A 26,342-nucleotide genomic window follows, 5' to 3' on the forward strand; every position below is an offset into this window, starting at 1 on the left:
GGCGGCTCCGGCGGCTCCGGCAACAGCGGCAAGGGCAGCGGCGGTCCTGGCGCAGGCGGCCCCGGCAACGGTGGCCACGGAGGCCCCGGCGCAGGCGGCCCGGGCAACGGCGGCAACGGTGGCCCCGGCGCAGGTGGCCCCGGCAACGGTGGCAACGGAGGCCCTGGCGCAGGCGGCCCCGGCAACGGCGGCAACGGTGGCCACGGTCACGGCGGTGACGGCGGCAAGGGCGGAAACGGCCCCGGCGCCGGCAACGGAGGCCAAGGCCACGGTGGTGGCTTCGGCGGCGGCTTTGGCTCAGGTCATGGCGGCTTCGGCGGCGGCTTCGGCGGCCACGGTGGTGGCTACGGCGGTGGCGGCGGAGGCCACGGCGGCGGCAACCACTAACGGAGCAACGCTTCTTCATCGCAGGGAGGCCGGGAGACCGGCCTCCCTGCCGATGCTAAACGGAGCGAGCGAACGACTACCGTCCGCTCGCTTCCATCGTCAACCTCCACAAACTGGTCGCTCAAGACCAGTACGAAACCCCTCGTCACACCACTTCAATCACCCTCTCCTGCACCACCAGAAAAACCTTCTCTCCTGCGACACGACCGTCCTCACGCGTTCCTCCAGTAAAGCTCCCAAACGCAGGTAACACACCGCACGCCGTCCCGAACCGGAAACACGGAACCCGCACCGAATCGTTGCGCGTCGCAATCCGATACACCGGATGCACATGTCCCGCGAGCGCGTACGCGCCTTCCACTTTCTGCGGGTAATGACACAGCGCCCACGGTCCCACTCGCCAAGGCTCCTGCACACACTCGACCTCGAGCGTCGCCGGCAGCGCGCCCGCATGCCGGTCGTGATTGCCTTCGACCAGCACAACCCGCAGCCGCGCATGCCGCGCGCGCCAGGCATGCAATGCGTCGAGTGTCTCACTGGCGTGCGCCTCGCGCGCATGCAGCAGATCGCCGAGAAACACCAGCATGGCCGGTTCGAACTCGGCGATCAGAATATCCAGGCGCATCAGGTTGTCGGCGGTCGAACCGATCGGCACCGGAATGCCGCGTGCGCGAAACACGGCGTCCTTGCCGAAATGCGCATCGGCGACGAACAGGCAGCGCAGCGCCGGATCGAACATCGCGCGCAGGCTCGACAGCACGAGAGGATGCCCGGCGATCTCCACCGGCAACGAAGCCGGCTTCATACGCGAGCCGCCTTCTCAAGTTCGGCCAGCATCCGCTCGACCCGATCCGCGAGCTTCTCCGTGCTGACCTTCTCCCGCAGGCGTCCGACAATCAACGGAAATGCAAACGGCGTCGGCTTTTTCGGCTGCGTGACGACCACCCGGCTCGCGTTCATGCGTTCGAGCGCAATGCGAATGCGGCGGGCGTCGAGTTCCTGCAGCAGTACTTCATCGTCGGCCTGGTTGAGCAATAGGTTGCCGCGATCGTGATTGCGAAAGATCTCGTAGAAGAGACCACTGGACGCCTGCAATTGCCGCGCGCTCTTCTGCTGCCCCGGATGCCCCTGAAACACCAGCCCCGACACGCGCGCAATCTCGCGAAAACGCCGCATCGAGAGTTCCGACGAATTGAGACTGGCGAGTATGTCGTGATCCAGTTCTTTCGGCGAGAGCAATCCGCTTTCGAGTTGCGCCGTCCAATCGAATGGTTGCGCGGACAACAGCTCGAAGCCGTAGTCGTTCATCGAAATAGAAAACGTGCCCGGTTTTTCGCGCGCGACGCGCCATGCGAGCAGTGCGCCCAAACCGATGTGCGCCGTGCGCCCGGCAAACGGATAGCAAAAGAAATGATGGCCTTCGCGCGATTTCACCAACTCCACCACCAGCACGCCCGGCTCCGGCAAGGCCGACCACTTCTGCTGCAATTCGAGCAGCGGCCGCACGGCGCGCATTTCCGGTTCGTGGTAGATGCCGGTGGCGGCGCGTGCGAGCATCGTCAGCGTGGCGTCGGCGAGTTCGGACGAAAGCGGCATACGGCTGCCCGCCCATTGCGGCATGGCCCCGCGCGACGATGTCGCGCGCCGCACCCACGCGGTCATATCCTGCACGCGGATCAATTCGAGCGCACGTCCACCGAAAGTAAAAATATCCCCGCGTTTCAGCCGCGAAATAAACGATTCCTCGATCGCGCCGATCCGGCCGCCCGAGAGATAAGCGACATTCAGCGTGCCGTTCGCGACGATAGTGCCGATATTGTTGCGATGCCTTCGCACCAGATCCTCGCGCGGCACGTGGTACATGCCGTCGCTTTCGCGCACCACGCGATGGTAGTCGGGATACGCGCGCAACGCCGTACTGCCGCCTTCGACGAAGCCGAGCGCCCAGTCGAACTCCGCCTGCGTCAATTGACGATAGGCATAGGTGCTGCGAATTTCGCCATATAGTTCGCGTGCGTCGAAACCGCCGCCGATCGCCACGGTGACGAGATGCTGCACCAGCACGTCGAACGGTTTCTCAGGCGTTTCGCGGCCTTCTATCTGACGCTTCTCGACGGCCTCGCGCGCGGCGGCGGCTTCGACCAGTTCGAGCGCATGCGTCGGCACGATCGTGACACGCGACGGCCGCCCCGGCGCATGACCCGAACGCCCCGCGCGCTGCATCAAACGCGCGACGCCCTTGGGCGAGCCGATCTGGAACACGCGCTCCACCGGCAGAAAGTCGACGCCCAGATCGAGGCTCGATGTGCACACCACCACTTTCAGCAAGCCGCTCTTGAGGCCACGCTCGACCCATTCGCGCACTTCCTGATCGAGCGAGCCGTGATGCAGCGCGATCAGGCCGGCCCATTCGGGCCGCGCTTCGAGCAGCGCCTGATACCAGACTTCGCATTGCGAGCGTGTATTGGTAAACACGAGCGAGGTCTGAGCCTCGCCGATCGCCTCGGCCACGGCGCCGACCTGGCGCATGCCCACATGGCCGCCCCACGGGAACCGCTCGATAGTTTCAGGAATCACCGTATCGACGATCAGTGCTTTCGGCAGCGCGCCATGCACGCTCACGCGTGGCGTGTTCACGGGCGCGAGCAACACGTTGCCGGCGAAGGACAGGTTGCCGAGCGTCGCCGACAAGCCCCATACCTGCAATTCAGGCCGCCAGTGCGCAAGACGAGCGAGCGCGAGTTGCGTCTGCGTGCCGCGCTTGTTGCCGAGCAGCTCATGCCATTCGTCGACGATCACGAGCCGCACGTGTGCAAGCACATCGCGTGCATCGGGGCGAGTGAGGATGAGCGAGAGACTTTCCGGTGTCGTGACCAGTGCCGACGGCATGCGCCGGTTCTGCCGCGCGCGCTCGGCCGACGACGTGTCACCGGTGCGCAATCCCACACTCCACGGCACGGCCAGTTCCGCCGCCGAACTTTGCAACGCGCGCGCCGTGTCCGCGGCGAGCGCGCGCATCGGCGTGATCCATAGCACCGTAAGCGGCTCCGGCTGCGTACGGAGCGTGCTGCGCTTTCGCGCACCTGGCGTGCCGGCGAAAGCGGCCAGTGCGCCGAACCAGACGGCCCATGTTTTGCCGGCGCCGGTCGTCGCGTGCAGCAAACCGCTCGCGCCGCGGCCGATCTCCTGCCAGACCTCGCGTTGAAATTCGAATGGATGCCAACGGCGCGTCTCGAACCACTCGTTAAGCTTCTCGGCAAACGGGCGCTGCGCAGCGGTTTCATCGATGGAAAAAGGCAGCGGCTCGAACGCCGGTTCGCGCGCGTCGAGCCGCGCCTGCTGCTCGCGGCTGCGCGGAATCCGGCGCGGCCGCGGCGCGCGGCGCCGCTCCGGCACCGCAGAAGGCGCCGGGATTGTGGTCTCGTCGGAGTCAGCCGGCTCGGTCATCGAAAGCGCTCTTTAGCATTGGATTCGCGTGTCGGCGAACAACTCGGAGAGGGGATTACGTATGTGGACCGGTAAACCGTGAAGGTGGTTCACCACGCATCTTCGCACTTACGCGCGGCGTCCCGCTCGTGTTTAAATGCCGGGGCTTCGGTTGCCTCGACCCAAGGGTTCAAAGTACGCAGCCATATCGCAACGGTCCTTTCATCACGGAGCGCACGTTGAATCACATACAGCCATTGCTGCCGCAAACCTCATTGCGAATCGCGGCTGCGCAAGCTCAACCGGTGTCGGGCGACGTCACGGGCAACATCGCCAGAACGGTCGAATTGACCGCTCTGGCTGCCGACGCCGGTGCAAAACTGGTGGTTTTTCCCGAGAAATTCCTGACCGGCTACGAACCCGACCTGATCGCCGGCGATCCCGCGAAATACGCTTTCGATGCACACGACGCGCGGGTCGAACCGATTCAAGACATTTGCCGGCAGCGTGAAATCGCTGTCATCGTCGGCGCGGCGACGCGCGGCGAGGGCGGCCTGCATATCTCTTCACTCATATTCAGCCGTTCCGGCGCGCAACTCGATTCCTATCACAAGCAATACCTGTACAGCAGCGAGACAAAGATCTATCAGCCGGGCACGCAAGGCCGCATGCTTGAACTCGACGGATGGCGCCTCGCGCTCGGCGTGTGCTACGACTCGGGTTTTGCGGAGCACGCGCGTCATGCGGCGGTCAACGGCGCGCACGCGTATCTGGTGAGCGCGCTCTTCAGCGTGCGGACCGGCTACCACCAGTCGCGCATCTGGTTTCCCGCGCGGGCCTTCGACAACACGATGTATGCGTTGTTGTCGAATCACGTCGGCACGACCGGCGGCTGGACCACGTGCGGCGCGAGCGCGATCTGGAGTCCATCTGGCGACGTCATGGCGCAAGCGAGCCGCGAGCGTGAAGAAGTGATTACCGCGCTACTCGATCCGGCCGTGCTGGCCGACGTCCGCGAACGCGAGACGATGCTCGCGGACTTTGGCGCGCGCGGCGAGGCGGCCCATGCGATCCGTTACAATGAGGCGCACTACCCATCTGGAGACTCGCTTTGAAATCTATCGTTGCATTGGTCGCAGCAGCTCTTCTGTCTTCGACGGCGATGGCCGCCGCGCCCACCACCGAAAAACTGCCTTCCGGCGTCGTGGTCGAACATCTGACGCAAGGCACAGGCGCCCAACCGGCCGCCGAAGATGTCGTGAAGGTCAACTACCGCGGCACGCTCGCCAACGGTACCGAGTTCGATAGCTCGGCGAAACACGGCGGCCCGGCCACGTTCCCGCTGAATCGCGTGATTCCGTGCTGGACGCAAGGCGTGCAGAAGATGAAGGTGGGCGGCAAGGCCAAACTGACCTGCCCGGCGGCGACCGCTTACGGCGATCGCGGCGTTGGCGTGATTCCGCCGAACAGCGACCTGACCTTCGAGGTTGAACTGGTCGGTATCGTCAAGTAAGCAGCGCGACGAGAACTGAGACTGAGCCCCGCTCCGCATTTCGCAGCGGGGCTTTTCTTTTTCCGGGCACAGCGTCTGCCCATTGCCAGGTACTCCCGCAATGAAACGCGAAAACAATGCCGTGCAGGTCACCAGCATCGGATTTACCGGCAAGACAGCTCAGGAATTTTTCGATCTGCTGAAAAACGCCCAGGTGCGAACGGTGCTCGACATTCGCCTGAGCAACACCTCGCAACTGGCCGGCTTCGCGAAGAAACAGGACCTGCCTTTCTTTCTCGACAAGTTGTGCGGCGCCGCTTACCAGGAAATGCCCGAACTGGCTCCGGAGCCCGACTTGTTCAAGCGATACAAGGCCAACGAGCTGACGTGGGACGAGTTCTCCGCGGCTTACGTCGAGCTGATCGCCAGGCGGCGCGTGGAAAGCAATCTGGACGTTGATCTATTCCGCTCGGCTTGCCTGCTTTGCAGTGAACATTTACCACACCATTGCCACCGGCGGCTGGCGCTCGAATATCTGAACTCGCGCTGGAATAGCCGCCTGAAAATTACCCACCTGTCGTAACCATCCGTTCGATGGCGGCGTTTTTGCGCGACCGGAGGAGGGCCGATTTCAATCGGACGGCGCGAAAAGCATCGAGATATAAACGATGGTGGAGACGACGGTAATGCCGACTCCGATAAAGACTTTGGTGCGATTGAATTCCAGTCCGCCGTTAATGGCCACGCAGATCCCCACCACGGACGCCAGGGTGCCGATCGTGGCCAGCAAGACATGAAGCTTGCTGCGTATCAGTTTGCGCCGTTCCGGACTGGCGCCTTCTTTCCAATTGTCGAGTTTCACGGAATTTGTCCTTTGCGTTAGCGTGTACTGCCCGAAGGTTTGGACTTCAGAGTTGTGCGACCGGTTATGCCCTTTCGCATTACGAATGGTTTTCAATGGCACACAGCATAGCGGAGCCACCGGACAGTGCAAATAATAAAAGCGGAAAGATTGTCGCAAGTCTATTTAGTGCGCGGCGCGCGCGTACCGGATCCGGCATGAACCCGGGTAGTGAGTGGTTTTTTGAAGTCCGCGCGCGTTCGGTCGTCTACTATCTACTCACGCGCCGACGCGGCATCCACCTCGCCGCGCAGTCCGGAATCCCCCGCCGTCATTCGTCGCGCTTCAGGAGCGCCCGCCATGAATATCGACTTTCATTACGGTGTCGTCTATATTGCCGCCCGCGTGGCCGGGATGCCGGCTGGCGACGCGATCACCGTGGCGCACGCCTGCCAATATGTGGACGATGCGACGACCGCGGGCATATTGCGCTTCAAAGGCGGCGAGACGTTCGAACGCTTCGCCACCGCGCACAAGCTGTTCGATTACGCTACTACCGAAGATGACAAGAACCGGCTGGTGTGGACGCCCTTTCATTTTCTGCCGGCGGCCGAAGGCTCGACGTTGCACGAAAAGGCCGTGTGCCGGCCCGATAGCGCGGTCGCGCGCGAAGTGGTGCGGCGCGCGATCCTGCGCCGGGACACCGAAACGGGACTGCATCGGCTGGGCGTGACGCTTCACACGTATGTCGATACATGGGCGCATCAAGGGTTCGCCGGGATCGAAAGTCCGTGGAATCGGGTTCATCTACTGGAAGCTCAGGACTGTACCCGCAAAGGCTGGTTCGCCAAACTCAGACTCGCCAGTGAGCACCTGATCGAACACATCGAGGAGGATGTGCTGACCGTCGCGCTGCCAGTCGGTCACGGTGCTGCCTTGCACTATCCCGACCAGCCGTGGGCGAAATGGCATTACATCGACGGTAGAAACGAGTTCGTCCAGCGACACAACCTGCCGGAATTCGTGCAAGCGGCCGAGATGGCGTGCCGCGCGGTGCGCGCCTATCTGGCGGGGCGGCAAGACTTCGAGAATCTTCCCGGCATGCCGGACGATGTGACGGACGTGCTCACGGACCTGCTCAATACGAACCGGCTGGAGGACGACAACGATCGCTTGCGGCACATTTGCCGCGTCGTGAAGGCCGGCGGTATTCCGGGTTTGAAAGAGTCGATTCCGGACTATGTGCCAAAAGGTCCTGGCTCCTGGAAGTACCTGGCCACCGGTTTGAAGTTCGACGACGATACCGGCGACAAGCCCGAATGGACGAACGCTTTCGAGAAAAGCGATTACCGTCTATTTCACGACGCGGTCAAACAGCACCGCTTCGTGACCACGCAGGAGATTCTGCCGACGCACGGATTGCGCATCGCCTGACTGGGGCGCGGGCGCCCCGGCCCTGGGTTATTCCACTCTGGCTTGCTGGCGTTGCGCTGCCTGCTCTTCCGCATGCTTTTTGGCCATATGCCGCCCGACCAGACAGCCGCCGACCGCGCCGACCACCGCGTGATGTCCGGCATAGTGTCCCGCCACTCCGCCTACGACCGCCCCCTTCATGCAGCCGGCGGCGTTTGCCGTGCCGACCGCTGCAGAAGTGAGCGCCACCGCCGCGAGGGCGGCTCTGATGTAACCAGCTTTCATCTGAAAGTACCGTTCAATTGACGAGGGGTTTTAACATGGCGCTGTACGGCGTCATTTCAATAGCCATTCCAGTGCCGTTCCCGCCATTCATGTTCGCGCCAATGCTCACGGCGCCATTCGCGTTCCCGCCATTCACGGCGTTCGCGCCATTCGCGTGCACGCCAGTCGTCGTAGCCGCCGTAAACAACTGGCACCGGAGCCGGACCCCGCTCGACATAAACAGGCTGGGGTGCCACCACGCCGACTGGAATGCCGACTCCGACAGCCACATCCACGTGTGCCGAGGCCGCCGACGATGCCGCCAGCACTGCCAGACCGAATACCGCGCCGATGATCTTCTTGTTCAATTGCCTTCTCCTTGCATATCGAAGTGCGATGCTTCCGATTGCCTCAGCTTTCACCCTTGCGGGTTTTCCAGAGCTTTGCATCGAGTTGCGGTTTGGAGTGTAGAAGGGCGGTCCGGACACAGGTGAAACAGCACTGCGAGATTGGTAACGTGGGGTTACGAAGGTGCCGGCTAGCGCATTGCATCTCGGGAAGTCCAGGCTCTCGGAGCCGAAAAAGTGTTTTTATAAGAGCCGGTAGACGCGCAAACGTACTCAGGCAATAAAAAATGTACTGCCGGCCTTTGAATCTTCTAATGCTTGCCTATAGTAGAAGCGGCTCATGCCGCAATGCGCGGCGGCTCCTTTCAATGCGACTGAAAGCCGTCGCGGCCGACGGCCGGGAATTGCAAAGCCGGCCCAGGAATTGGAAAGACAGTAAAAGGAAAGGGAGAGTGGCAAAGAAAAAAGCCGGAAAAGTGTGGCGACGAAGTAAAGAATCCAAAAAGTTCGCACTCCACCGAATGCATGATCGACTCAGAGCCGTATTTTTATAGCCACGCCGATCTGCCTTTCTCGCGTCATTCGTGGCATAGTTCGATCGATTACCACATAAGGAGCAATCAAATGCCCACGTTAGAGCAAATCCAAGCAAAGCTTAAAAAGCTTCAGGCGCAAGCTGACGTTCTTCTGGCCAGGAAAGCGCAAGTCGCGGTCGACCAGATTCGTGACCTGATGCTCAAGCATGGCCTGACTACCGCGGATATCGAAGCCAAGGCAAAAGCCCGGCGCGCTGCGAGAGGCTTGAATGGCGGCGGCAAGGCGAAAGCCGTGAACTCCGGTAAGGCAGTGGCAAAGTACCGCGACCATAAAACCGGCGCGACCTGGACGGGCCACGGCCGCGCGCCGGGTTGGATTGCCGGTGTGAAAGACCGCACCCAGTTCCTGATCGAAGGCGCGAGCGAATTGAAGTCGGCGGCAAAGGCTGTTGTCACCCATGCGAAAGGCGGCAAAGGTCAGCCGAAAGGCGCGCAACCGCCCAAGTACATCAATCCGAAAACTGGCGCGACCTGGAGCGGCCGCGGCCCGGCGCCGGCATGGCTTGCCAGCGTCAAGGACCGTACCAGATTCCTGATCGACAGCGCCTCGGCAACCGTGGCGGATGCGGGTCACAAAGCCGCGAAGAAGGCCGGCAAAGTGAAATCGGCGGCAACTGGCGGTGTAGTGAGCAAGAAAGCCGCGGCTCGAAAAGTCGTGGCAAAGAAAGCGGGCGCGGCGAAAAACACGGTTGCAAAGAAAGCCACCGCGGCAGCCAGAAAAGTAACGGCAAAGAAAGGCGCCGCAAAGCCGGTGGCGAAGAAAAGCACCGTGGCCAAAGCAGCGAGGAAAGCACCGGTTCGTAAGGCCGCTGCCAAAAAAGCTGTTGCGACGAGTGCCCCGGCCACGCCGGCAGCCGCGCCGGCGTCAGCCGGCGCATGAGCGCAACCGAGTCGTGAAATAGATGACCAGTACGCGTGAATCAACCCAGCAGGAAGACCAGGTCGTCCTGCTGGACTCCGTTCCTCATCCGGCAGAAGATGCCGCCGAACCCTTTATCGTCGCGAGTGACCGCCGGGTCATTCTTTCTTATCCGATTGCGGAGTCCGACTTTGAAAGCTTCGGACCATTCGATCCCGACGACGATCCATTTTGCGCCGTGCTATTTCCGGACACGGTATTTCATCGTCTGGGTCCGCCCGGCGACGCCGATCTCGAGATTCACCCACTCGCCTCGCACGGTCTCACCGGCTATTCGGTTCATGAAGTCATGAATTCGTCGCTGGCCAGCGAGCTTGCGGCGGTGGCATCGACGGGCCCGACGCTGCGCCATTTCGTCATCACGTTTCAGGCATCCACTTTCGAATGCGTGGCGTCCGACTATACGGTGGTCGGTGTCTACGGCGCGGGTGAAATAGCCAGCCGGGAAGCGTTTTCGCTGGTCAGGTGATGGCATTGAGTAGCAAGGTGCGGGCCTGCAATGGGCACGCGCCGTGCGTCCTGCGTTAGTCGTAAAAGCCGGGCCGAGGTCCGGAGTGTTCGTCAACCGCAGGACGCGCATGCGACGCGTCCCGCCGATTAGCATCGAGGCCACGCATGCTGACGATTCCGATTACCGCTTTCGTCACGCTCGTCATCATTCTGGTGATTGCCAATTTATCGAGCGGCGAGAAGAAGATCGAGCATAAGATCGATCGCCTTTATGCGAGCGACGATCCGCAATTCCTGCGCTCAATGGGTTTGCTGCTCGGGCCGCCGGTCATTTCGGGCAATCGCTTCGAGATGCTGTTGAATGGTGACCGCATTTTTCCTTCGATGCTGGAAGGCATCCGCTCTGCGCGTCGAACCATCACGTTTGAAACTTTTATCTATTGGTCCGGCGAGATTGGCGAGCAGATTGCACAGGCGCTCGCGGATGAAGCGCGCGAGGGCATTGCCGTGCATGTGCTGCTCGATTGGGTCGGCTCGTCGAAAATGGATAAGCGCTATTTGAATCTGCTTCGCGATGCCGGCGCGGAAGTGATTCAGTATCACAAGCCCCATTGGACCGGTCTGGGTCGCATGAACGATCGCACGCACCGCAAGCTGCTGGTGATCGACGGGCATGTCGGCTTTACGGGCGGTGTGGGTATCGCGCCGGAGTGGACCGGCCACGCACAGGATGAAAAGCATTGGCGCGATACGCATTTCCGCGTGGAGGGCCCGGTGGTCGGCCATATGCAGGCCGTATTCATGGACAACTGGGTCAAGGCAACGGGCAATGTGCTGCACGGCCCGGACTATTTTCCCGATGTCGAGCCAATGGGCGACGGCTTCGCGCATATGTTCAGCAGTTCGCCCTCGGGCGGCAGCGACGACATGCAGTTAATGTATCTGATGGCGATTACCGCGGCCACGCATTCCATTCATCTGGCGAGTGCCTATTTCGTTCCCGACAAGCTGACTATCAATGCGATCGTCGAGGCGGCGAAACGCGGCGTGGAAGTGCGGATCATCATGCCTGGAAAACGGATCGACACCCATACCGTGCGGGAGGCATCGCGTGCGTGCTGGGGCGATCTGCTCAGAGCCGGCGTGGAAATATACGAGTATCAGCCGACCATGTTTCATTGCAAATTGCTGGTGGTAGACGAATACCTGGTTTCAGTCGGCTCGACCAATTTCGATAGCCGTTCGTTCAAGCTCAACGACGAAGCGAACCTGAACATCTACGACCGTGACTTCGCCAGGCAGCAAACCGCTGTTTTCGCCGACGATATAAAGAAGTCACAACAGATCACGCTCGACGCATGGATGCATCGGCCATTTACGGAAAAGCTGATCGAAAAGTTTGTCCCGCTGCTGGACACGCAGCTTTGACGAATCTTCTGATTATCGATGCGCGCCAGAGAGATAAGCTGCGATAGATGACATAGAAGAGGGCGCGCTGCTCTCCACGTCCATAGCAGGAAGCGGTTTGCTTAGAAGCGCTTTTGCGCGGTGATGCGCCTGTGCGAATCCGCGCAACTCTTGTGTTACCGCACGATCATCCAGGCGGCGTCGCAAAAGCGCTTGCTCGATATTGTGGTCGATCAGCGCGAGTTGACTGTCGATATAGTCAAGGCATAACTGTCTGCAACGCGCGGAAGTACTCGCCCCGGCCAATAGCGCCGGCACGATCGAGATCGTCAGAAAGCCGCCGCGCGGAATGCGCGCCAGCGCGGCGGGCGAGTCGAACAGGTCTTTGCGCAGCGATTCGAATACGGCACGGCCCCACACTTCACGTTCTCTTTCGAGCGCGCTGCGGCAACGCGCCAAAGCGTCCCTCGCATTCGCGTCTTTTATCTGGCCTTCCGCAGTCAGTAGTGGAGTATCCGCGCGCCGCTCGCAACCTTTAAACGCAAATGGCTAGTCGCCAGGATCGAGCACTGGCTTATCCGGATCCGCAAGCGTCTTGTAGGGGAGTTGTGCGGCGCGCGGATTGGTGACGGTGTCGTCGATCACCCGCTCGACGTCCGCGGTTTTCGCGAGCTCGGTGAGGAACCTGTGTTTGTCGAAGCCTGGTGCAACGCAACCTTCCACATAGATGAAACGGCGTTGCAGCGTCAGCCAGAGCGTCGACTGTTCGCGCCAGTGCGTGGCGAAATTGATGTTGGTGAGTCGACGCTGCACGGCCTCGGCGATTTCCGCGTCGTACAGATAGGCGTTCGATAAACGGCAGCGACCTTCCACCCAGCAACTATTGCCGCGTTCGATCCGGTAATGGCTGTCGTCGAGCCATTCTTTCTCGGTTTCGAGCGGCCCCAACGGCACCGGACAATCGCCGATCGCTTTGGAGATCTGAAAGAACGGGTCGTGACCGCGATTGACGCGCGCCGGTTCGGCATGCGCGTGAATAGCAGTAGCGGCGAAACAGATCAGCAGCCTCGCTAGCCGTAATGGGGTCGAGCGTTTCATCCTCATCAGCTCCAGGTGTCGGGCGTTGAGTAGAGTGGACGGAACGATGGCGGTGGTTCAAGTGTAAGCAGCGCCGATTATGCGACGGATCGCCGAACCGCGTCAGTCAGGTTTTCACCGGTTCGTGCGCCGGTTCTCGACCGCGAACTTGATCAACTCGGCCTGGCCTTCGATATCGAGCTTGCGTTTCAGATTCAGCCGATGCGTTTCCACCGTCCGCACGGAGAGATCGTTGCGCTGAGCGATCTGTTTGCTCGACAAGCCTTCCGCAAGCGCGTCGAGAATGTCGCGCTCGCGCGGCGTGAGCCGTTCGACGGGCGACTGCATCGCGGAAGCCTGAATCAGACGCGCGCCGAGTCCCGCGCTGAAAAACTGCTTGCCTTCGAGCACCGCGCCAATTGCCTGGATGATTTCGGTGGAAGGCGAGTCCTTCAGCACGTACCCGCTCGCGCCCGCGCGCACCGCCTGGGTCACGTACTCGAGATTGTCGTGCATCGACAGCATGAGCACGCGAATCGCCGGGAAGCGCTCGTGAAACATGCCGGCCAGCGCGATGCCGTTCATCCCGTTCATGCCGACATCCATCAGCACGAGATGGGGCTCCTCACTCGCGGCGAGGGCGAGCGCTTCGTGCGCATTGCCGGCTTCGCCGACCACTTCGAGGTGGCGCACCGCTTCGAGACGCGCGCGCAAACCGTCGCGCACGAGCGGATGATCGTCGACGAGAATCAGGCGGGCGATAGCGGGTGAGGCGTCGTTCATGGTGAGGTTTCCTGCAAGGCCTGCAATGTCGGCTCGGTCGATCCCAGCGGCACGCGAGCGGTGACGAGAGTGTGGCCGGCTTGTGAACTGAGCGACAGTGTGCCGCCCAACGCTTCGAGCCGTTCGCGCATATTGCGCAGACCCACGCCCGAGCGCCGGCCGACGAACGCATGCGTCACGTCGAAACCGCGCCCGTTGTCCGCGATGTTCAGCGTGACGGCGTCGTTCGATATTTCCAGCGCGAGCGCCGCGTTCGTCGCCTGCGCGTGGCGCACGATATTCGTCAACGCTTCCTGGGCGATCCGGAACAGCACGGTGTTGACCGCATCCGGCAAAGCCGCGGCGTGCGTGTGCGCGATCTGCGTGAAGCCGATCTCGATGCCCGACTGCTCGCTGAGTTCGCGCGAGAGTTGTTCCAGCGCGGCCGCCACGCCGAGATCGTCCAGCATGGACGGACGCAGCGCGTGAGAAATGCGCCGCACTTCGCGCAAGGTGTCGCCAAGCCGCGTGAGACTGGTTGTGAGTGCGGCCTCCGCCGCGGGCACGCGCACTTCGCTGCGCTCGAAGCGCGCCAGCGCGGATTCGAGCAGCAGCTTCACGGAGACCATCATCTGGCTGATGCCGTCGTGCAATTCACGCGACAGGCGCGCCCGTTCGTTTTCCTGCGACTCCACCACCTGCTGCGCGAGCCGTTTCAGTTTGGCGTCCGCGCTGCGATATTCGGTGACGTTGAGCACGAGCGCGCACAGCGCGATCACGGCGAGTCCGGCTACGGCGATCGCGTCGATCCACTTCATCGTACGATCGATATTGGCGGCCGCGCGCTCGTCGATATGCGCGAGCGTGTCATCCACGTCGTCGAGATAGATGCCGGTGCCGATCATCCAGCCCCAGCGTTCCAGCGGCACCACGTAGCCGAGTTTCGACGCCACCTTGCCCGTCGACGGACGATGCCACAGGTACCGCACATAGCCGCCGCCGCGCGAGGCCGCGGCGAGCAGTTCCTGAATGGTGAGCGCGCCTTGCGGATCGCGCAGTTCCGACAGGTCGCGGCCGACCAGGTCGGGTTCGCGCGGATGCATCAACGAACGGCCATGCATGTCGTAGACGAAGAAGTAACCGTCCTTGCCGAAGTCCATTTTCTGCAGCACGTCGAGCGCGCGTGCGCGCAGCGTCGCGTCGTCGCGCGCATTGTCCTGGCCGGCGTCGTAGAGCGGCTCGATCGCGGTGGTGGCGAGCTCGACGTAATGCTTGAGCTCGATCTCCTTGCTGGCCATATACGCGGCCTGCGTGCTCGCGTGTTGCGTCTCGGCGAGCGCCGTGGCCTGCCGTTGCACACCGACTTCGATGCTCGCGATGGCGGCCAGAAAGGGCACGATCGCCAGCAGGACAATCTTGGCTTTGAGTTTCATGGTTGAAAAGACCGCTGACCGGCTACGTAGTACTACGTAGCCGGCTTACGTAGTTGCGCGCTTGTGAGGACGCTCACGAAGGCGAATACTACATCCCCACGGCATAGTGCGTCTTGCAGGCGGCTGCGCCCGTCGTCGCGCGCCTCGCGCGAAGTAATAAGCACCCCGGTTTGCCGACTCATACCCGCTAACCGGTTTCCGCGTGCCGGACCACAAGTCGTGGCGCGTGGTGTCAATAATAGACTTAGGAGATGATTGTGGAGACATCCCAACCCGCCGGCCGTTCATGGCTATGGCTGATCCTGCTGCTCCCGTACATCGCATTGCTGTGGCTGCCGTTTTATAACGACACGCGTCCGTCGTTCGCGGGCTTTCCTTTCTTTTACTGGTATCAGTTCTTGTGGGTGCCGTTGACCTCGCTACTGATTTACGCCGTGTACCGAGGTGTCAAATGAGCGACGTCAATCCCGTGAATCCGGTTGCGATGACCGTCTTTATCGCCTTCTTCGTTCTCGTCACTGTGATCGGCTTCTTTGCCGCGCGCTGGAAACGGGGCGACCTGACGCAATTGCACGAATGGGGCCTCGGCGGCCGCCAGTTCGGCACGATCATTTCATGGTTCCTCGTGGGCGGCGACTTCTATACCGCCTATACGGTGATCGCCGTGCCCGCGCTGGTCTATTCGGTCGGTGCATATGGCTTCTTTGCATTGCCGTACACGATCATCGTCTATCCGTTCGTGTTTGCGGTGATGCCGAAACTGTGGAAGATCGCGCATGCGAAAAACCACATTACGGCAGCGGACTACGTGCAGGGCGAATACGGCGGCAAGTGGTTCCCGGCGGCCATCGCGATCACCGGCATTGTCGCGACCATGCCGTATATCGCGCTGCAGCTGGTGGGCATGCAGGTCGTGATCAAGGGGCTCGGCGTGACCGGCGAAATGCCGCTGATCGTCGCCTTCGTGATTCTCGCGCTGTACACGTATGCCAGCGGCCTGCGCGCGCCGGCGATGATCGCGTTCGTCAAGGACATCATGATCTATATCGTCGTGATCGCGGCGGTGTGGCTGATTCCGGCCAAGCTCGGCGGCTACGCGCATGTGTTCGACGCGGCCGATACGTATTTCAAGGCCAAGGGCGGCGCGACCGGCATCATTCTGAAGCCGACGCAGTTCACCGCGTATGCATCGCTGGCTTTGGGCTCGGCACTGGCGGCGTTCATGTATCCGCATACGATGACGGCGGTGCTGTCGTCCTCGTCGGCGAATACCGTGCGCAAGAATGCGATCTTCCTGCCGGCGTACACGCTGCTGCTGGGTCTGATCGCGTTGCTCGGTTATATGGCGATCGCGGCCGGCGTGCATGTGAAGTCCGCCTCGGACATGGTGCCGGCGCTGTTCAACACGCTGTTCCCGTCGTGGTTCGTGGGCTTCGCGGCGGCGGCGATTGCGATCAGCGCATTGGTGCCCGCGGCGATCATGTCGATCGGCGCGGCCAATCTGTTCACGCGCAATTTGTGGCGTCCGCTCGTTTCGCCGAATTTCTCGCCGGAAGGCGAGGCTTCCACGGCGAAGATCGTCTCGCTGGTCGTGAAGTTCGGCGCGCTGCTGTTCATCGTGTTCCTGCCGACGCAATACGCGATCGACCTGCAACTGCTGGGCGGCGTGTGGATTCTGCAGATATTCCCGGCAATCGTGTTCTCGTTGTACACGCGTCGTTTGAACACGCCGGGCCTGTTCCTCGGTTGGCTGGCCGGGATCGTGCTCGGAACCGGGCTGGCGATTTCGCAAGGCCTCAAGCCGGTGTTCGCCCTGCATCTCGGCGATGCGGTCTATCCGGTGTATATCGGGCTGATCGCACTGACGGTCAATATCGTCGTGAGCTTCGCCGTGTCGGTTCTGTCGCCGCGCAGGGTGGTGGCCACGGCCTGAACGATCGATGTCGAAGTAAAGCAACGCCGCGGAGCTGGTTTGTCTGCGGCGTTTTTTTGTTGCGCTCCGAAGCGCTAACCGTGCCGTGCGAACCGTTCCACGCTGAACGGCCGCGGGTCCACGAGCGTTGCTTCGCCCGTCATCATTTCGGCGATCAGCCGCCCGGTTATCGGACCGAGCGTCAGCCCGTGATGCGCGTGGCCGAACGCGAACCACAAGCCCGGATGTTTTTTCGCAGGGCCGATGATCGGCAGCATGTCCGCTGTACAAGGACGCCGGCCCATCCAGGGTTCGTCATCGAGACGCTCGCCCAAGGGGAACAGCGTGCGGGCAACCGGCTCGACCGCGGCGAGTTGCGCCGGTGTTTTGGGCGCTTCCAGATCCGCGATTTCCGCGCCCGTCGTCAAGCGGATGCCGCGCGCCATCGGCGCCAGCAGGTAGCCGCCTTCCGCGTCGAGCACCGGATGATTCAGGCGCGCAGTGCCTTGCGCTGCGTAGTGCATGTGATAGCCGCGTTTGACGGCGAGCGGCAAGCGGTAACCCAGGCGCACGCTCGCGCGCTCCGACCACGGCCCCAACGCCACGACCGCGGATGACGCGGAGATCGTTCCCGCTTGCGTGTCGACTTGCCAGCCATCGCGCAGCGTATCCGCATCGCCGATAAAAAAGCGCCCGCCGAGTGCTTCGAAATATCTGGCGTAAGCGGTGACGAGCGCGTTCGGGTCGCTCACCGAATCGGATTCCGGATAGCGCAAGCCGCCCAGCAAGGTCTTGTCGAGATCGGGTTCCAGCTGTTGCAGACGGGCGGCGTTGAGGGCTTCGAACTCGACTTCATATTCGCGATGCCACCGCTCGGCGAGTCGGGTTTCCGCGTCGCGAGCCGCTGCTGTGCGAAACACTTTTATCCAGCCGATAGGGCGTAGTAGCGCGCTCGCGCCTGCCTCGGCGGCGAGCGCGCGGTGCTCGCTCACGCAATGCTCGATCAGCGTCGCGTACGACTTCGCAATGGCGGCGTGCCGCGTTGGATGAGAGTTGCGCCAGTACTGCCAAAGAAATGGCGCGGTCTTGACGATCGCGTCGGCATGATAGCGAACGTCGGGCGACTGGTTGCGCGCATAGCGCAGCAACGTGCCGAGCCCGCGAGGAAACGCGTAGGGATAAACGCCTTCGCGCTGGATTAGCCCGGCGTTGCCGAACGAGGTCTCGTTGCCGGGCAGCTTGCGATCGACCAGCGCGACCTGACGGCCGCGTTTTTGCAGATGGACGGCAGTGCACACGCCGACAATGCCTGCCCCGAGCACAACGGTATCGAATTTCATTCTGCTTATAGGCCTCGCTTGAAGTCGCTTTGTTCGAAGAGTTCCGCAATCCAGTCGACAAACGTTCGGGTAGCGCCGCTCGCATTCCGGCCGTGCGGATAGACAATTGAAACAGGCACCGCCGACGATCGCGCAGCGGCGAGCACTTCTTTCAGACGTCCTGATTTCAGATACGGCAGCGCGACGAACTCGGAGAGCTGAATCAATCCCAATCCTTCGAGACCGCATTGCAGATAGGCCTCTGTTTCATTCACCGCAAAGCGGCTCGGCATGCTCATGGCGAGATCTTCGCCTTGCACGTGAAAGCGCCAGTCGAGCGGCCTGCCGGTCGCGTTCGAAATGTAATTGATCGCACGGTGCTCGTTGAGCGCGCTCACGCTTTCGGGCTCGCCATATTCTTTCAAATATCGCGGCGCTGCGCACGTGATCCAGCTCAGTTCTCCGAGCCGTCGCGCGATCAGGCTCGAATCCGCCAGTTCGCCGGTGCGGATCACGCAATCGATGCCGTCGTAGATCAGATCCGCGGGACGGTCGCTCAGACCGAGCACAAGCTCGATGCCGGGAAAGCGCTGCTCAAATTCGCGCAGCCGCGGCAACACCATCGCGCGCCCGAGGACTCCCGGCATGTCCGCGCGGACACGACCACGCGGGGTCGCCGCATCGGCGGATAGCTCGCTTTCCACGCGCGTGATTTCCGCGAGAATCGCCCGGCAGGACGCGTAGTAACGCTCGCCCGCATCGGTCAGGCTGAGCGTGCGGGTGCTGCGCCGGAGCAAGGCGGTGCCTAGCTCCTGCTCCAGATTCTTGATCATCGTAGTGACCGACGAACGCGGCAGCGAAAGCGTTTCCGCGGCCTTGCTGAAGCTCTGAGCCTCGACGATGCGCACGAAGGTCGTCATCGCTTGAAGTTTGTCCATGAGCGGGCACCTGTCCGGGTTCGCGCGGCGCCGTCCACAGGCGCGTTGAAGCGGGCGTTCATCTTACATGGAGTCGTTCGCTTTATCCGACCTGAGCCGGCAGGTTCGTCGCGGGTGCTTTCTCAATTCCGTGAGAGCGAACAATGGCAACGGCTTGCGCACCTAGACTCCAGATCGTCCGGTTGATGTCCGCCCGAACCGACTGCGCAGCAGCGTGTTACCGGTGGCAGCGGATCGCAAAACCGAAACTATTTAACGAACTTCGAAAAGGTCACGCCATGTCGCACACTCAATCCATTCTCGTTCTCGGCGCCGGTGAACTCGGCATGGCCGTATTGCGCAGTCTCGCGCGGCGGGCCGCTGCGTCGCCGGGCGTCTCGGTCGCGGTGCTGCTGCGCCTGTCCACCCTGCAATCGAGCGACGCCGCCAAACAGAAGGACCTCGCCGAACTGCGTTCGCTTTCCATCGAACTCGTGCCGGGCGATCTGGCCGGGCAGTCCGAAGCCTCGCTCGCCGCGCTGTTCCGGCGCTTCGACACGGTCATATCGTGCACGGGGTTCGTCGGCGGAAAAGGCGTGCAGCTGAAGATCGCGCGTGCCGTGCTCGAGGCCGGCGTCGAGCGTTATTTCCCGTGGCAGTTCGGGGTGGACTACGACGTGATCGGCCGGGGCAGCGCGCAGGATCTGTTCGACGAACAGCTCGACGTGCGCGATCTGTTGCGCGCGCAAGATCGAACCGAATGGGTGATCGTGTCGACCGGCATGTTCACGAGCTTTCTGTTCGAGCCTTCCTTCGGCGTGGTGGATCTGGAGCACAACACGGTTCACGCGCTCGGCAATTGGGACAACGCGGTCACGGTCACCACGGCCGACGACATCGGCAGACTCACCGTGGAGATCGCGTTCGCCGAACCGCGTATCGCGGACGAGGTCGTGTTCGTTGCCGGCGACACGGTCACATACCGGCAACTGGCGGACGCGGTCGATGCGGTGCTCGGGCGTCAGGTACGCCGCGTCGAATGGAGCGTGCCGCAATTGCAGGGCGAACTGGCCGGCGAGCCCGACAGCGCGATCAGGAAGTACCGCGTGGTGTTCGCGCAAGGCGCGGGCGTGTCGTGGGACAAGGAGCGCACGTTCAACGGGCAGCGCGGCATCGCGGTTCGCGGCATGGAGCAGTGGATGCGCGAGAACCTTCTGGCGCGCGAGGGTGTGTCGCTTTTGTGAGCGCGCGGCTCAAGTAAAATGCGCCCCGCGCAGGGCCCCCGAATCGACTTGCAGCCGCCCAGACGTCGACAGCGTGTAAACTGGCGGCTTTTTTGCCTCCGGTGGTATGTTGCAAGCCCCCCAGCGCACCGCCCTCAGCGGCCCGGCGCTCATTCGCTTACTGGCACGCCTCGCGGATGTCGACGTTCCCGAATCCAGGCAATCGCTCTCGGACCGGCTCAGCCAATGGCTCGGCTGGACCGACGCCATTGCGCTGTCCTCGGTGCTGAACGGCGATCCGCCCGCGGTTTCCGCCGGCACGCGCGGGTTCGGCGGCGCCGAAGAATCGGAGTACGTCCGCGCGCGCAGTTCGCTGGCGAAGACCATTACGGGCGATAGCGTGTTCGCGGCCGACAGGCGGCGCGGGCCCGTGCGCGTGTCCGCGCATGCGTCGTTGCAGAGCGCGCCCGCGGAGCCGGCGGCCGATTACGCGATGTTCCGTCAACGCTACCTCTCCATCCAGCAGTCGATGGAAATGGCGATCGGCAATCTGCGCGGCCGCCTGCGAGGCATGCTGGCCACCAGAACACCCGCCATGGCGCGCCTCGCCGTGGTGGACGCGGTAATGGAGCGCGCACTGAGCGAGCGTGAGCGCAACCTGCTCGCCGCCATACCCGCGCTGCTGGCCGGGCACTTCGAGCGCTTGCGCGCGGCCGAGCAGGCGGCGCTGGCTGCCGCCGAAGCCTCGGACGCAGCCACTGGCGACACCGACAGCAACGTCGCCGCCAACGCAGCGGCGCTCGCACCCGGCGCATGGCTGAATGTGTTCCGCAAGGACATGCAGAGCGTGTTGCTTGCCGAACTGGATATTCGTTTACAACCGGTCGAAGGGTTGCTCGCCGCCCTTCGCGCCAGCTAACTGGGACACTATGTCCAGATATCGTATTGATCTCGTTGTGTTTTTGGCAGGTCTGGCCGCTGTGTGCTGGATCGCCGCCGGCTACCTCGGTTCGAATCCGCTGGCGTTGGCCGTCACCTTATTGATCGGCGGGTGCTATCTGGCGGGTTCGCTCGAATTGCACCGCTACAACCAGGCGACCGCCACGCTCACGCAGGCGGTCGCCGGGCTGTCCGGGCCGCCGCCGAGCCTCGGCACATGGCTCGAGCCCTTGCATCCGAGCCTGCGCCACGCGGCGCGCCTGCGCGTCGAGGGCGAGCGGGTGGCCTTGCCGGGTCCGGCACTCACGCCTTACCTGGTCGGGTTGCTGGTGTTGCTGGGCATGCTCGGCACGTTGCTCGGCATGGTGGTGACCTTGCGCGGCACCGGCATGGCGCTGGAAAGCGCGACCGACCTGCAGGCGATCCGCGCATCGCTCGCCGCGCCGGTCAAGGGTTTGGGCTTTGCGTTCGGCACCTCGATTGCGGGCGTGGCAACCTCCGCGATGCTGGGGTTGCTGTCCGCGCTGTGCCGGCGCGAGCGCCTGCAGGCCGCGCAGATGCTCGACGTGAAGATCGCGACGACCCTGCGCATCTACTCGCAGAGTCATCAGCGCGAAGAGGCTTTCAGGCTCCTGCAGCGTCAGTCCGAGGTGATGCCCACGCTGGTCGACCGTCTGCAGACGATGATGTCGGCCATCGAGCAACAGAGCCTCGCCTTGAACGAGCGGCAGATCGCCAGCCAGGAGGCTTTTCACGGCAGGGCCGAGGCCGCTTATACGCGCCTCGCGAGTTCGGTCGAGCAGTCGTTGAAGGAGAGCGTGGCGGACAGCACGCGCGCCGCCGGCGCGGCGCTGCAGCCGGTCATGCAAGCCACCATGGCCGGCCTCGCGCGCGAGACGAGCGCATTGCACGACGCCGTCACGCACGCCGTGCAGCGGCAACTGGACGGCCTGTCGAGCGGCTTCGAGACGACCACCACGACCGTCGCGGATATCTGGAACAAGGCCTTGGCGGGACATCAGCGTTCGAGCGAGGAACTGGCGCAGCATCTGCGCGCCTCGCTGGATCGCTTCACCGACACTTTCGAGCAGCGCTCGGCCGGTCTGCTGGACGGCGTTTCCGCGCGGCTGGAAAGCACGGCGGGCAACGTCTCGCAGGCCTGGAACGAGGCGCTGGCGCGTCAGGAGAACGCCGGAGAAAAGCTCGCGGCGAACAACCAGCAGGCGTTGGCGGCGGCCGCCGCGACTTTCGAGCAGCACGCGGCGTCGCTGCTGCGTGGCGTGGGTCAGTCGCACGCGGACTTGCAGACCGAGCTGGCTTCGAAAGATGAACAACGGCTCGCCGCCTGGACCGAGGCACTCGCTGCGATGGCGAGGACGCTGAGCAAGGCGTGGGAACAGTCGGGCGCGCAAACCGCGAGCCGTCAGCAGGAAATCTGCGAGACGCTGGCGCAAACGGCGCGTGATATCTCGGCACAGACGCAAGCGCACGCCAGCAAAACGATTGCGGAAATCGATAGGCTCGTCGAGGCCGCGGCCGAAGCACCGAAAGCGGCGGCGAACCTGCAGGTTGAGTTGGCCTCGCGGGACCAGCAGCGTCTGTCGGCCTGGACCGACACGCTCGGCGCGATGGCTGCCACGTTGAGCAAGGAATGGGCGCAGTCGGGCGCGCAAACCGCGAGCCGTCAGCAGGAAATCTGCGAGACGCTGGCGCAAACGGCACGCGATATTTCGGCCCAAACGCAAGCGCACGCCAGCAATACGATTGCCGAAATCGACCGGCTCGTGCAGGCTGCTGCGGAAGCGCCGAAGGCCGCGGCAAATCTGCAAGCCGAACTGGCCTCGCGCGATCAGCAGCGTCTGGCCGCCTGGACCGAAGCGCTCGGCGCAATGGCCAACACCTTGAGCGCGGAATGGGAGCAAGCGGGCGCACGTACCGCGAGCCGTCAGCAGGAAATTTGCGAGACGCTGGCGCAAACCGCGCGCGACATCTCCGCCCAGACGCAGGCCCACGCCAGCGAGACGATTGCCGAGATCGGCCAACTCGTGCAAGCCGCTTCGGAAGCGCCGAAAGCCGCGGCCGAAGTCGTCGCCGAACTGCGTCAGAAACTCTCCGACAGCATGGTCCGCGATACCGCGATGCTGCAGGAGCGCAGCCGCTTGCTGGAAACGCTGGAAACCCTGCTCGACGCCGTCAATCACGCATCCACGGAGCAGCGCACGGCGGTCGACGCGCTCGTCGCCACGTCGGCGGATTTGCTGGAGCGCGTGGGCACGCGTTTCACCGACAAGCTCGAACACGAAACCGGCAAACTGGGCTCGGTGGCCGCGCAGGTCACCGGCAGCGCGGTCGAAGTGGCAAGTCTCGGCGAAGCATTCGGCACCGCCGTGCAAGTGTTCGGCGAGTCGAACGACAAGCTGGTGACGCACCTGCAACGCATCGAAACCGCGCTCGACAAATCCCTCGCGCGCAGCGACGAACAGCTTGCCTATTACGTGGCGCAGGCGCGGGAAGTGATCGATCTGAGCGTGATGTCGCAGAAGCAGATCGTCGAAGACCTGCAGCAGCTTGCCGGCCGGCGCGCGCCAGCGGGGGCTGAAGCGGCATGAGCGAGGACATCGACGGCGGCGTGGAGCAGGTCGCGCCGATCTGGCCGGTTTTCGGCGATCTCATGTCGGTACTGCTGGGCGCTTTCGTGCTGATCCTCGTCGGCGTGATCGGCGTGCAACTGGAGTTATCGAGCAAGCTGGAGCAGGAGGTCAAGCAGCGTCAACTGGAAACCCAGCGCCGCAAGACGCTGGAGCAGGCGCTGGCGGGTCCGCTCGCGGCTGGGCGCGTGACGCTCGTGAACGGGCGGATCGGCATCAGCGGCAATGTGCTGTTCGCGCTGAACTCGGATCAGTTGCAGCCGCAGGGCCGTGATCTGCTGAAGAGTCTGGCCGGGCCGCTCTCCGCGTATCTCGGCGCCAATGACGAAATCCTGATGGTGAGCGGCTTTACCGACGACCAGCGTCTGCGCGAAGGCAATCGCCGTTTCGCCGACAACTGGGAATTGTCGGCGCAGCGCGCGCTGACAGTGACGCGCGCGCTGATCGACGACGGCGTGCCCGCGTCGTCGCTGTTTGCGGCTGCGTTCGGCTCGGGTCAGCCTGTCAGTTCGAATACCGACGAGCAGGGACGCGCCAAAAACCGGCGCGTGGAAATAGCACCGGTGCCTCGGCCATCGACTGCAGTGGTGAAGCCTCGTGAGTAACGGCGGCGATAACGATCCGGCAAGCGGAGCCCGGGCGACGCTAGACGCATGGCGCGAGCGCGGCGACGATCGCCTCGATCCTGTTCGCTTCCATTTCATCGACGCGCTCGAACGGCGCGCGGCCGGCCACAGCGGCGAAGCGCGGCGGATTCTGGACGAAAGGCTTTCCGGTCTGCTGGACGCTTACGCCGGGCATATCAAGCGCGCCGCGGCTCCTCTGGCCGATCAAACTGGTACCCAAGCCGCCGATGAGCCTACGCACGCAACGCTGAAGAGCCTGGTCGACTACATTGCGAGTCAGGATCATATGCTCGCGGCAATCGGTTTGCCGCGCGCCGCTTCCTATCCCGAACTGCCCGCGCTCGATTACTTCAGGGAAGTCTGGTCGAAGGTCCGCACGGAAAAGCAGATGCGGCAGTCGCTGGAGCAGGTGCCGGGTAATGCCGGTCCGCTCAACTCGAGCAGCCTCGTGCATCGGGCGCTCTCGCTCATGCGCGAAGTTTCGCCGGGTTACCTCAAGCAGTTTCTGTCCTACGTCGATGCCTTGTCATGGATGGAGCAGATAAACGGCGGCGGCGCGCCCGCCGGTAAAGATGCGCCTCGCGCCGGCAGCACCGGCAAGAGTGCTCGCGGCAAAGCACGCTAGTGCAATATGCGCCGGAACGTTCCCGGCGCTCCTTCCTTCATGGCTGACGGCGCTCAGTCGAAATCGAACACGTCGAAAAGCGAGCGCTTTTTCTTCTGCGTCCGATAACCCGATCGATGCTCGTCGTAACCGCGCTGGCTGTCGTATGAATGATCCTGCTGCCGATGGCGATCGTGGCGATCGTGACTATCGTGGCGATCGTGACTTGAGCGCGGAGCAGCCGGCGTGTCTGAATTCGCCGTGTCCTGCGCGATCAGCTTGTCGAGTTCGCCGCGATCGAGCCACACGCCCCGGCAGTCGGGACAGTAATCGACTTCGATCGAGCGGCGCTCGGTCATCAGCAGGTCGGTGGTCTTGCAAACCGGGCATTTCATGGCGTCGCTCCTCAGGAGTAGAAAGACATCGAATGCTGGACCGGGCGAATGCTGACCGCCCGATCCGGGAAAACCGTTACACGCATTTCGCTTATTGCCCGCTGTTGAGCACGCGCTTCGATTTCGCGCGGCGCACCAGCATGTTCATCGCTTCCACGAACGCCGAGAACGCCATCGCCACGTAGATGTAGGCCTTCGGCACGTGCGAACCGAAACCTTCCGCAATCAGCGTCATACCGATCACGAGCAGAAAACTGAGCGCAAGCGTGACGATGGTCGGATTGCGATCGATAAAGCGTGACAGCGGGCGCGCGGCGAATAGCATGGCGAGAACCGCGCTAATTACCGCGACGAACATGATCGGCATGTGTTCGGTCATGCCGACCGCCGTGATGATGCTGTCGACCGAGAACACCATATCGAGCACCAGGATCTGGCCGATCGCGGCCGCCACGGTCAACTGGACGGTGCTGCCCGCTTTGCTGCGTTCTTCTTCGGCATGCGTCACGTGGTGATGAATCTCGCGCGTCGCCTTCCAGACGAGGAACAGGCCGCCGCCAAGCAGGATCAGATCGCGCCACGAAAACGCGTGAGCGAACAGCGTGATGGCGGGCGCGGTCAACTGCGCGATCCACGCGACGGTGCCGAGCAGGCCGAGCCGCATCACGAGCGCGAGCATGATGCCGATGCGCTGTGTGCGCGCGCGTTGCGCTTCCGGCAGCTTGTTGCTGAGGATCGAGATGAAGATCAGGTTGTCGATGCCGAGCACGATCTCCATCACGACCAGCATAAGGAGCGCGGCCCATGCGGCGGGGTCGGCAACGAGTGTAAGCAGAGTGTCCATGGTGTCCGTAAGCGAATGAATGCGGGTGACGTTGGATTAGCGACCATGATCGCTATCTTTTGGCTTCGGATAAATCAGTGATACTCTGAGCGACGTATCGT

General features: G+C 62.7%; 28 protein-coding genes. 15 read left to right on the top strand and 13 right to left on the bottom strand.

What is annotated here, in order from left to right:
* On the top strand, positions 1-387 hold a 387-nt coding region (locus ACFSNN_RS06820), incomplete at its 5' end, for a hypothetical protein (protein ID WP_377779164.1).
* A gap of 145 nt (positions 388-532) precedes the next feature.
* Here ACFSNN_RS06820 and pdeM read toward each other — a convergent pair.
* Both pdeM and ACFSNN_RS06830 read right to left on the bottom strand, forming a co-directional pair.
* Positions 533-1,192 (bottom strand): ligase-associated DNA damage response endonuclease PdeM, encoded by a 660-nt coding sequence (gene pdeM, locus ACFSNN_RS06825; protein WP_134459648.1) that lies wholly within the window; start codon positions 1,190-1,192, stop codon positions 533-535.
* A complete protein-coding gene (locus ACFSNN_RS06830) occupies positions 1,189-3,834 on the bottom strand; it encodes a ligase-associated DNA damage response DEXH box helicase (protein WP_134459645.1) in 2,646 nt (881 codons plus the stop codon). Before ACFSNN_RS06830 ends, pdeM begins: the two co-directional genes overlap by 4 nt.
* Positions 3,835-4,052: 218 nt before the next feature.
* Here ACFSNN_RS06830 and ACFSNN_RS06835 point away from each other — a divergent pair, with 218 nt between their 5' ends.
* The 3 genes from ACFSNN_RS06835 (at position 4,053) to ACFSNN_RS06845 (ending at position 5,888) form a co-directional block, all read left to right on the top strand.
* Positions 4,053-4,928 carry a carbon-nitrogen hydrolase family protein gene (locus ACFSNN_RS06835; protein ID WP_134459642.1) on the top strand — a complete coding sequence of 292 codons (876 nt, stop codon included), beginning with the start codon at positions 4,053-4,055 and terminating at the stop codon, positions 4,926-4,928.
* On the top strand, positions 4,925-5,326 hold the full coding sequence (locus ACFSNN_RS06840; RefSeq protein WP_041759096.1) for an FKBP-type peptidyl-prolyl cis-trans isomerase: 402 nt from the start codon (positions 4,925-4,927) through the stop codon (positions 5,324-5,326). The genes ACFSNN_RS06835 and ACFSNN_RS06840 overlap by 4 nt, the downstream gene beginning before the upstream one ends.
* A gap of 100 nt (positions 5,327-5,426) precedes the next feature.
* Positions 5,427-5,888, top strand: coding sequence for a DUF488 domain-containing protein (locus ACFSNN_RS06845; protein WP_134459639.1), 462 nt, complete (start codon positions 5,427-5,429; stop codon positions 5,886-5,888).
* Positions 5,889-5,936: 48 nt separating this feature from the next.
* Here ACFSNN_RS06845 and ACFSNN_RS06850 read toward each other — a convergent pair whose 3' ends face one another.
* Positions 5,937-6,167: a DUF2964 family protein gene (locus tag ACFSNN_RS06850; RefSeq protein WP_041759097.1), complete on the bottom strand. Its 231-nt coding sequence runs from the start codon at positions 6,165-6,167 to the stop codon at positions 5,937-5,939.
* 339 nt (positions 6,168-6,506) lie between these two features.
* Between ACFSNN_RS06850 and ACFSNN_RS06855 the strand changes: the two genes are divergently transcribed.
* Positions 6,507-7,580: a DUF6765 family protein gene (locus tag ACFSNN_RS06855; RefSeq protein WP_134459636.1), complete on the top strand. Its 1,074-nt coding sequence runs from the start codon at positions 6,507-6,509 to the stop codon at positions 7,578-7,580.
* 27 nt (positions 7,581-7,607) lie between these two features.
* Here the strand turns inward: ACFSNN_RS06855 and ACFSNN_RS06860 are convergent, their stop codons facing one another.
* Together ACFSNN_RS06860 and ACFSNN_RS06865 are read right to left on the bottom strand one after the other, a co-directional pair.
* Positions 7,608-7,844 (bottom strand): hypothetical protein, encoded by a 237-nt coding sequence (locus ACFSNN_RS06860; protein ID WP_134459634.1) that lies wholly within the window; start codon positions 7,842-7,844, stop codon positions 7,608-7,610.
* Between the two features lie 56 nt (positions 7,845-7,900).
* Positions 7,901-8,191, bottom strand: a complete 291-nt coding sequence (locus ACFSNN_RS06865; RefSeq protein WP_134459631.1) for a hypothetical protein — start codon at positions 8,189-8,191, stop codon at positions 7,901-7,903.
* 603 nt (positions 8,192-8,794) lie between these two features.
* On the opposite strand from ACFSNN_RS06865, the gene ACFSNN_RS06870 reads away from it, so the two are divergent.
* The 3 genes from ACFSNN_RS06870 to cls all read left to right on the top strand — a co-directional run bounded on the left by ACFSNN_RS06870 (position 8,795) and on the right by cls (position 11,563).
* A complete protein-coding gene (locus tag ACFSNN_RS06870) occupies positions 8,795-9,646 on the top strand; it encodes an H-NS family nucleoid-associated regulatory protein (RefSeq protein ID WP_134459628.1) in 852 nt (283 codons plus the stop codon).
* Positions 9,647-9,668: 22 nt separating this feature from the next.
* A complete protein-coding gene (locus ACFSNN_RS06875; RefSeq protein ID WP_134459625.1) occupies positions 9,669-10,154 on the top strand; it encodes a hypothetical protein in 486 nt (161 codons plus the stop codon).
* Between the two features lie 146 nt (positions 10,155-10,300).
* Positions 10,301-11,563, top strand: coding sequence for a cardiolipin synthase (gene cls / locus ACFSNN_RS06880; RefSeq protein WP_134459622.1), 1,263 nt, complete (start codon positions 10,301-10,303; stop codon positions 11,561-11,563).
* Positions 11,564-11,575: 12 nt separating this feature from the next.
* Here the strand turns inward: cls and ACFSNN_RS06885 are convergent, their stop codons facing one another.
* The 4 genes from ACFSNN_RS06885 to ACFSNN_RS06900 form a co-directional block, all read right to left on the bottom strand.
* On the bottom strand, positions 11,576-11,962 hold the full coding sequence (locus ACFSNN_RS06885; protein WP_208949531.1) for a hypothetical protein: 387 nt from the start codon (positions 11,960-11,962) through the stop codon (positions 11,576-11,578).
* 129 nt (positions 11,963-12,091) lie between these two features.
* Positions 12,092-12,640: a hypothetical protein gene (locus ACFSNN_RS06890; RefSeq protein WP_134459619.1), complete on the bottom strand. Its 549-nt coding sequence runs from the start codon at positions 12,638-12,640 to the stop codon at positions 12,092-12,094.
* Positions 12,641-12,754: 114 nt separating this feature from the next.
* Positions 12,755-13,402, bottom strand: coding sequence for a response regulator (locus ACFSNN_RS06895; protein ID WP_134459616.1), 648 nt, complete (start codon positions 13,400-13,402; stop codon positions 12,755-12,757).
* Positions 13,399-14,814, bottom strand: coding sequence for a cache domain-containing protein (locus ACFSNN_RS06900; RefSeq protein WP_134459613.1), 1,416 nt, complete (start codon positions 14,812-14,814; stop codon positions 13,399-13,401). The genes ACFSNN_RS06895 and ACFSNN_RS06900 overlap by 4 nt, the downstream gene beginning before the upstream one ends.
* 257 nt (positions 14,815-15,071) lie before the next feature.
* On the opposite strand from ACFSNN_RS06900, the gene ACFSNN_RS06905 reads away from it, so the two are divergent.
* Positions 15,072-15,269: a DUF3311 domain-containing protein gene (locus ACFSNN_RS06905; protein ID WP_012426370.1), complete on the top strand. Its 198-nt coding sequence runs from the start codon at positions 15,072-15,074 to the stop codon at positions 15,267-15,269.
* On the top strand, positions 15,266-16,747 hold the full coding sequence (gene mctP, locus ACFSNN_RS06910) for a monocarboxylate uptake permease MctP (protein WP_134459610.1): 1,482 nt from the start codon (positions 15,266-15,268) through the stop codon (positions 16,745-16,747). The genes ACFSNN_RS06905 and mctP overlap by 4 nt, the downstream gene beginning before the upstream one ends.
* A 74-nt stretch (positions 16,748-16,821) precedes the next feature.
* Here the strand turns inward: mctP and ACFSNN_RS06915 are convergent, their stop codons facing one another.
* Both ACFSNN_RS06915 and ACFSNN_RS06920 read right to left on the bottom strand, forming a co-directional pair.
* Positions 16,822-18,066, bottom strand: coding sequence for an NAD(P)/FAD-dependent oxidoreductase (locus ACFSNN_RS06915; protein ID WP_134459607.1), 1,245 nt, complete (start codon positions 18,064-18,066; stop codon positions 16,822-16,824).
* 5 nt (positions 18,067-18,071) lie between these two features.
* A complete protein-coding gene (locus ACFSNN_RS06920) occupies positions 18,072-18,983 on the bottom strand; it encodes a LysR family transcriptional regulator (protein WP_134459604.1) in 912 nt (303 codons plus the stop codon).
* Between the two features lie 278 nt (positions 18,984-19,261).
* Here ACFSNN_RS06920 and ACFSNN_RS06925 point away from each other — a divergent pair, with 278 nt between their 5' ends.
* The 5 genes from ACFSNN_RS06925 to ACFSNN_RS06945 all read left to right on the top strand — a co-directional run bounded on the left by ACFSNN_RS06925 (position 19,262) and on the right by ACFSNN_RS06945 (position 25,023).
* The gene (locus ACFSNN_RS06925) at positions 19,262-20,206 is read left to right on the top strand and encodes an aromatic alcohol reductase (RefSeq protein WP_134459601.1); all 945 of its coding nucleotides are present in this window, start codon (positions 19,262-19,264) and stop codon (positions 20,204-20,206) included.
* A 106-nt stretch (positions 20,207-20,312) separates the two neighbouring features.
* Positions 20,313-21,104 (top strand): DUF3348 domain-containing protein, encoded by a 792-nt coding sequence (locus ACFSNN_RS06930; RefSeq protein WP_134459598.1) that lies wholly within the window; start codon positions 20,313-20,315, stop codon positions 21,102-21,104.
* Between the two features lie 10 nt (positions 21,105-21,114).
* Positions 21,115-23,733, top strand: a complete 2,619-nt coding sequence (locus tag ACFSNN_RS06935) for a DUF802 domain-containing protein (protein ID WP_134459592.1) — start codon at positions 21,115-21,117, stop codon at positions 23,731-23,733.
* Positions 23,730-24,377 carry an OmpA family protein gene (locus tag ACFSNN_RS06940; protein WP_134459589.1) on the top strand — a complete coding sequence of 216 codons (648 nt, stop codon included), beginning with the start codon at positions 23,730-23,732 and terminating at the stop codon, positions 24,375-24,377. The genes ACFSNN_RS06935 and ACFSNN_RS06940 overlap by 4 nt, the downstream gene beginning before the upstream one ends.
* Positions 24,370-25,023 carry a DUF2894 domain-containing protein gene (locus ACFSNN_RS06945; RefSeq protein WP_134459586.1) on the top strand — a complete coding sequence of 218 codons (654 nt, stop codon included), beginning with the start codon at positions 24,370-24,372 and terminating at the stop codon, positions 25,021-25,023. Before ACFSNN_RS06940 ends, ACFSNN_RS06945 begins: the two co-directional genes overlap by 8 nt.
* A gap of 53 nt (positions 25,024-25,076) precedes the next feature.
* Here ACFSNN_RS06945 and ACFSNN_RS06950 read toward each other — a convergent pair whose 3' ends face one another.
* Together ACFSNN_RS06950 and ACFSNN_RS06955 are read right to left on the bottom strand one after the other, a co-directional pair.
* The gene (locus tag ACFSNN_RS06950) at positions 25,077-25,397 is read right to left on the bottom strand and encodes a TFIIB-type zinc ribbon-containing protein (RefSeq protein ID WP_134459567.1); all 321 of its coding nucleotides are present in this window, start codon (positions 25,395-25,397) and stop codon (positions 25,077-25,079) included.
* Between the two features lie 91 nt (positions 25,398-25,488).
* On the bottom strand, positions 25,489-26,241 hold the full coding sequence (locus ACFSNN_RS06955; protein ID WP_134459564.1) for a TerC family protein: 753 nt from the start codon (positions 26,239-26,241) through the stop codon (positions 25,489-25,491).
* Positions 26,242-26,342 lie beyond the last annotated feature (101 nt).

The organism is Paraburkholderia dipogonis (assembly GCF_042680985.1).
Taxonomy (GTDB): domain Bacteria; phylum Pseudomonadota; class Gammaproteobacteria; order Burkholderiales; family Burkholderiaceae; genus Paraburkholderia; species Paraburkholderia phytofirmans.

What these genes read in the sequence shown, in the direction of transcription:
- ACFSNN_RS06940 (WP_134459589.1), top strand. Translation starts at nt 23,730, where the DNA reads ATGAGCGAGGACATCGACGGCGGCGTGGAGCAGGTCGCGCCGATCTGG.
- ACFSNN_RS06895 (WP_134459616.1), bottom strand. Translation starts at nt 13,402, where the DNA reads ATGAACGACGCCTCACCCGCTATCGCCCGCCTGATTCTCGTCGACGAT.
- ACFSNN_RS06830 (WP_134459645.1), bottom strand. Translation starts at nt 3,834, where the DNA reads ATGACCGAGCCGGCTGACTCCGACGAGACCACAATCCCGGCGCCTTCT.
- ACFSNN_RS06925 (WP_134459601.1), top strand. Translation starts at nt 19,262, where the DNA reads ATGTCGCACACTCAATCCATTCTCGTTCTCGGCGCCGGTGAACTCGGC.
- ACFSNN_RS06930 (WP_134459598.1), top strand. Translation starts at nt 20,313, where the DNA reads ATGTTGCAAGCCCCCCAGCGCACCGCCCTCAGCGGCCCGGCGCTCATT.
- ACFSNN_RS06920 (WP_134459604.1), bottom strand. Translation starts at nt 18,983, where the DNA reads ATGGACAAACTTCAAGCGATGACGACCTTCGTGCGCATCGTCGAGGCT.
- ACFSNN_RS06875 (WP_134459625.1), top strand. Translation starts at nt 9,669, where the DNA reads ATGACCAGTACGCGTGAATCAACCCAGCAGGAAGACCAGGTCGTCCTG.
- ACFSNN_RS06845 (WP_134459639.1), top strand. Translation starts at nt 5,427, where the DNA reads ATGAAACGCGAAAACAATGCCGTGCAGGTCACCAGCATCGGATTTACC.
- ACFSNN_RS06950 (WP_134459567.1), bottom strand. Translation starts at nt 25,397, where the DNA reads ATGAAATGCCCGGTTTGCAAGACCACCGACCTGCTGATGACCGAGCGC.
- pdeM (WP_134459648.1), bottom strand. Translation starts at nt 1,192, where the DNA reads ATGAAGCCGGCTTCGTTGCCGGTGGAGATCGCCGGGCATCCTCTCGTG.
- mctP (WP_134459610.1), top strand. Translation starts at nt 15,266, where the DNA reads ATGAGCGACGTCAATCCCGTGAATCCGGTTGCGATGACCGTCTTTATC.
- cls (WP_134459622.1), top strand. Translation starts at nt 10,301, where the DNA reads ATGCTGACGATTCCGATTACCGCTTTCGTCACGCTCGTCATCATTCTG.
- ACFSNN_RS06900 (WP_134459613.1), bottom strand. Translation starts at nt 14,814, where the DNA reads ATGAAACTCAAAGCCAAGATTGTCCTGCTGGCGATCGTGCCCTTTCTG.
- ACFSNN_RS06855 (WP_134459636.1), top strand. Translation starts at nt 6,507, where the DNA reads ATGAATATCGACTTTCATTACGGTGTCGTCTATATTGCCGCCCGCGTG.
- ACFSNN_RS06915 (WP_134459607.1), bottom strand. Translation starts at nt 18,066, where the DNA reads ATGAAATTCGATACCGTTGTGCTCGGGGCAGGCATTGTCGGCGTGTGC.
- ACFSNN_RS06955 (WP_134459564.1), bottom strand. Translation starts at nt 26,241, where the DNA reads ATGGACACTCTGCTTACACTCGTTGCCGACCCCGCCGCATGGGCCGCG.
- ACFSNN_RS06935 (WP_134459592.1), top strand. Translation starts at nt 21,115, where the DNA reads ATGTCCAGATATCGTATTGATCTCGTTGTGTTTTTGGCAGGTCTGGCC.
- ACFSNN_RS06860 (WP_134459634.1), bottom strand. Translation starts at nt 7,844, where the DNA reads ATGAAAGCTGGTTACATCAGAGCCGCCCTCGCGGCGGTGGCGCTCACT.
- ACFSNN_RS06890 (WP_134459619.1), bottom strand. Translation starts at nt 12,640, where the DNA reads ATGAAACGCTCGACCCCATTACGGCTAGCGAGGCTGCTGATCTGTTTC.
- ACFSNN_RS06870 (WP_134459628.1), top strand. Translation starts at nt 8,795, where the DNA reads ATGCCCACGTTAGAGCAAATCCAAGCAAAGCTTAAAAAGCTTCAGGCG.